The following is a 272-nucleotide window of genomic DNA, read 5'->3' as shown; positions in this document are numbered from 1 at the left end:
CCGTTCGAGACTAGGACGTTGATAGGCATGGTGTGTAAGCGTTGTGAGGCGTTGAGCTAACATGTACTAATGACTCGAGAGGCTTAACCATACAACCCAGATGGGTTTTACAAAGAAGCCTTAGACAGAATATCGACACTTGATAAAGTTAAAGACTCAACAGCAAATCAGCTTTCCGAATTATTATTAACGTGAGCCAGAGATGGACACGGTAATAAACAGAATTTGCTTGGTGACAATAGCCTTGTGGAACCACCTGATCCCATCCCGAA

1 rRNA gene is annotated in these 272 nt (G+C 43.4%); it reads left to right on the top strand.

The annotated features are described in order from the left end of the window. A 23S ribosomal RNA gene (locus KO537_RS23000) occupies window positions 1–91 on the top strand; the annotation flags it as partial. Between the last annotated feature and the right edge of the window lie 181 nt (window positions 92–272).

Origin of the sequence: Shewanella sp. NKUCC01_JLK, assembly GCF_019345615.1 — a bacterium.
GTDB classification, from domain to species: domain Bacteria; phylum Pseudomonadota; class Gammaproteobacteria; order Enterobacterales; family Shewanellaceae; genus Shewanella; species Shewanella oncorhynchi.
This window is presented reverse-complemented; position numbering and strand designations above follow the sequence as displayed.